The 3,363-nt window shown below is 62.2% G+C and carries 5 protein-coding genes and 1 pseudogene; 2 read left to right on the top strand and 4 right to left on the bottom strand.

Annotated features, from left to right (window positions below; translation table 11 throughout):
* Positions 1-197: pseudogene (locus ACYVDE_RS18020) on the top strand (hypothetical protein); the annotation flags it as partial.
* 17 nt (positions 198-214) lie between these two features.
* Here the strand turns inward: ACYVDE_RS18020 and ACYVDE_RS18015 are convergent.
* Positions 215-640 (bottom strand): hypothetical protein, encoded by a 426-nt coding sequence (locus ACYVDE_RS18015; protein WP_460502939.1) that lies wholly within the window; start codon positions 638-640, stop codon positions 215-217.
* 132 nt (positions 641-772) lie between these two features.
* Between ACYVDE_RS18015 and ACYVDE_RS18010 the strand changes: the two genes are divergently transcribed.
* Complete coding sequence (locus tag ACYVDE_RS18010; protein WP_460502938.1) at positions 773-1,396, top strand: deoxynucleoside kinase; 624 nt, start codon at positions 773-775, stop codon at positions 1,394-1,396.
* A 92-nt stretch (positions 1,397-1,488) separates the two neighbouring features.
* Here the strand turns inward: ACYVDE_RS18010 and ACYVDE_RS18005 are convergent, their stop codons facing one another.
* The 3 genes from ACYVDE_RS18005 to ACYVDE_RS17995 all read right to left on the bottom strand — a co-directional run bounded on the left by ACYVDE_RS18005 (position 1,489) and on the right by ACYVDE_RS17995 (position 3,357).
* Positions 1,489-2,154: a DUF2461 domain-containing protein gene (locus ACYVDE_RS18005; protein WP_460502937.1), complete on the bottom strand. Its 666-nt coding sequence runs from the start codon at positions 2,152-2,154 to the stop codon at positions 1,489-1,491.
* A 150-nt stretch (positions 2,155-2,304) separates the two neighbouring features.
* Positions 2,305-3,129, bottom strand: a complete 825-nt coding sequence (locus ACYVDE_RS18000; RefSeq protein ID WP_460502936.1) for an MOSC domain-containing protein — start codon at positions 3,127-3,129, stop codon at positions 2,305-2,307.
* A 75-nt stretch (positions 3,130-3,204) separates the two neighbouring features.
* A complete protein-coding gene (locus ACYVDE_RS17995) occupies positions 3,205-3,357 on the bottom strand; it encodes an SH3 domain-containing protein (RefSeq protein WP_460502940.1) in 153 nt (50 codons plus the stop codon).
* Positions 3,358-3,363: the final 6 nt, after the last annotated feature.

Raw genomic sequence — 3,363 nt, 5'->3', positions numbered from 1 at the left:
CCACCACCCGCGCAGAGCGCCGCCAGTGGAGCCTGGGCGACTGGGACGGGGCCGGCCAGGTGCTGGCTCGCCTCAACCAGCGCTACGAGCAGGTGCGCACCAGCCTGCCCCTCGAAGAGCGCCTGCGCATTCGCTCTTTCCAGGGCGAGTTTCACACTTTGCGCGGGGCGCGCGAGGTCAAATCACGCGTCGAATAAACTGGGGGGCGGCCCACTTAGTGCTGATACAGCCACAGGCGCGCCGGCTCTTCGTGCAGAAACAGCGCCGTGTGCATGTGGCGGCCAATGTCGTCCATGAACTCCTGGCTCACAATCTGCGACTCTAAATCGGGCGAGAGCAGGTAGGCAATGGCTCTAATGCCGCCCGCCAAGGCCAGCGGCAGCCATTCGTATTCGAGCCAGGGCAGGGCCTCGCTCCAGTCGCCGCTGGTTTCGCGCTTGTCGTTCAGCACCCGCGTAAACGGGTGGGTGGCCAGCAGCTTCGAGCCTTCGGTGACGGCCCGAATTACCTCATTGGCCGTGAGGTTGCCGTGCCAGCGAATGTACAGCACCTGGCCTTGCGGCAGGTAATAGAACTCGGCCAGCGGAGCTCCAAAACGGTCATCAAGCGCGAGCACAGGTTTCGTATCGGTTTCGACCATAGCGTCTGGAGTGCAGTTGAAAATGATTACGATGCAACGATACTAAAATCCTTGTTATCTGCCATGTTTTCAACTGCGGCCGGCTGCTATCTTTGGGGTTCTGCTATTCAGTACCTTTTTCGCTCGCAGCACATGCACATTGCCATTGTCGGCAACATTGGGGCCGGTAAAACCACGCTGGCTCACAAGTTGGCTCAGCACTTCCGCTGGGAAGTTTTTCTGGAAGACGTCGACGACAATCCGTACCTGAAGGATTTTTACCACGACATGCCCCGCTGGGCGTTCCACCTGCAGGTGTATTTCCTCAACGGTCGTTTCCGCCAAACGCAGCGCATCAAGGAATTGCAGAAAGCCGGACGCGGCATCATCCAGGACCGCACCATCTACGAAGACGCCCACATCTTCGCCGCCAACCTGCACGAGTCGGGCCTGCTCGAAACCCGCGACTACAACAATTACTACGCCCTGTTCGAGTCGATGGTGGACCTCGTAGCCCCGCCCGACCTGCTGCTCTACCTCCGCGCCGACCTGCCCAAGCTCATCGGCCAGATTGAGAAGCGCGGCCGCGACTACGAGAACACCATCAGCATCGAGTACCTCAAAAATCTCAACGAGCACTACGAGAAGTGGATTGGTACCTACAACGCCGGCCGCAGCCTCATCATCGATGTAAACGAGCTCGATTACGTGCGCAATCCCGAAGACCTGGGCACCATCATCGAAAAGATTGACAGCACCCTGTTCGGGCTGTTTTAGAAGGGTTAATAAAGGAAAGCAGAACGTCAGGCAGAGCGCAGCGAAGCATGACGTTCTGCTTTTTGCTTATCCAAAAGCTAACCGTCGGCACTTCACAGCGCCTCGTTGAAGAAATCGACCAACGGCCGGGCTGCCGCAATATCACCCACTAGCTGGTCCACGAAGCCCGGCGCCAGCACCTCGGCATCGCTGTAAAACTTGCCCACGCCAAACGTCTTCAGCTTGAGCCAGGCCACATCGGGGTCGGTAGCCGCGTAGCCGCGCGGCGGGCGCGTGAGCTGCGGCCCACTGGTATCGAGGCCGGCCGGAAAGTGCCGCAGCAGTTCCGCCGCCAGCCGCCGCCGATGAAACTCATCGGGGCTGTAATGAATTTCCTGCCGAATGGCGGCCAGCATTTCCGGCGTGGGGTGGAAGGTGCCCGCCCCCAGCCAGCTCTTGCCCTCGGGCTGAATGGCAATGAAATAGCCCGCCCGCGGGGCATGCCGCCCGCCCAGCTTCAGCCCCGCACCCATGCGACGCTTGTAGGGCTCGGGGTCGCGCTGGCTGCGGTCGTTTTTGTGCAGCCGGAACATCACTTCGCTGGTAGTCAGGTTGGCCAGGTCGTCATCGACGGCGGCCACGCGGGCCAGCACCTGGCGCACCAGCTCGGTGCAGGCCGCGCGGGCGCGTTGGTAGTCGGCCCGGTGCTCGGCCATCCAGGCCGTCGTGTTGTTGGCCGCCAGCCGGGCCATAAAGTCAAGCAGATAGTCCAGTTCCATCAGATAAATAGCGCGACCATAAGCAGGCGCGGTATTTGCCAACGCAGACGGTAATACCGGGGTTGGCCAGTAGCGCGAAGTTTTAGTTCGCGCACCCGCGTCATCTATCAATCGTTGAAATCGCGCCGCGTCGCGAACTAAAAGTTCGCGCTACTTCCGGTTGAGCACCGTCACGGCATCGCCCACGCGCAGACGGCCGTGGCCCGGCCCGGTTACGTTCTGGCCAAACAGCGTGCTGTTTTCGGCCTTGCGGTAAGTGGCCAGCGTGCGCAGCGGGTCGCCGAGCGGATTTTTCTGCGCCGTTTGCTGGTCGATGGTGGTGAGCACGCAGCGCCCGCAGCCCCGCACTACCCGAAACGGCACGTCGCCAATCCGGAATAGCTCCCAGGTGTCATCCTCGTAGGCCTCGCCGCCGCCAAACACCAGGTTGGGGCGGAAACGGTTCATCGGCACGGGCTCGGCCAGGCGGGTATTGAGGTCGGCCAGCGCGGCCTCGCCGGCCAGCAGGAAGGGGTAGCCATCGGCAAAGCTCACGAGCTGGCCTTCGGGGTTCAGGGCCGGTTCCACATCGCGCCGCACCATGTCCGACATATATACGAGCCGACAGGTGCGGCCCAGGGCTTCACTCAGCCACTCATCGGCCTCGGGCGCCCCGCGCCAAGCCCACAAAATATCGTCCCACACCGTTACGAACAATGTGCGGTCAGGCTGTGCTTCAAACGGAATGAACAACGGTAGTAGCTCGGGCCGCTGCCGGTGCGAAATCAGGAAGCCGTTGTAGGCCGGCGCCAGCGTCAGCAGCGCCAGCTCCGGATGCTGCCGCTGCGTGAGGAAGCGGTTACGCTCATCCACCAGCAGCCAGCGCCGGTCGTGGCGCAGGCCGCGGGCCGTCACGTCGGCTTCGGCCACTGCGTAGCCACCGAGGGATTTTACAGGGTATAAGAATAAACCAGTAAGGGTAAGGGCAGTGGGCATGGCGCAAAAGTAGGCGCGGCTAGCCGATTGGCCGGTTTGCGCTGCCGGAAATTGGCGCTTACCCCACGAAGCCGGTTAGTCTACTACCAGCAGGTCGGAAGCACGCACGTAGGCCACGCGCTGCTGCCACTGCACCCGGTACCAGATGTCTTCGCGCCCCAGCACGGGCAGGCGGTCGCCCAGTGCGGCCGTACTCAGCCAGGCGGCGCTGGCTCCTGGCCCCGCCATCAGCGC

The organism is Hymenobacter agri (assembly GCF_054778495.1).
This window is presented reverse-complemented; position numbering and strand designations above follow the sequence as displayed.

Excerpts from the sequence above, each read along its gene's own strand:
- ACYVDE_RS18015 (WP_460502939.1), bottom strand. The coding sequence starts at position 640 with ATGGTCGAAACCGATACGAAACCTGTGCTCGCGCTTGATGACCGTTTT.
- ACYVDE_RS18010 (WP_460502938.1), top strand. The coding sequence starts at position 773 with ATGCACATTGCCATTGTCGGCAACATTGGGGCCGGTAAAACCACGCTG.
- ACYVDE_RS18005 (WP_460502937.1), bottom strand. The coding sequence starts at position 2,154 with ATGGAACTGGACTATCTGCTTGACTTTATGGCCCGGCTGGCGGCCAAC.
- ACYVDE_RS18000 (WP_460502936.1), bottom strand. The coding sequence starts at position 3,129 with ATGCCCACTGCCCTTACCCTTACTGGTTTATTCTTATACCCTGTAAAA.
- ACYVDE_RS17995 (WP_460502940.1), bottom strand. The coding sequence starts at position 3,357 with ATGGCGGGGCCAGGAGCCAGCGCCGCCTGGCTGAGTACGGCCGCACTG.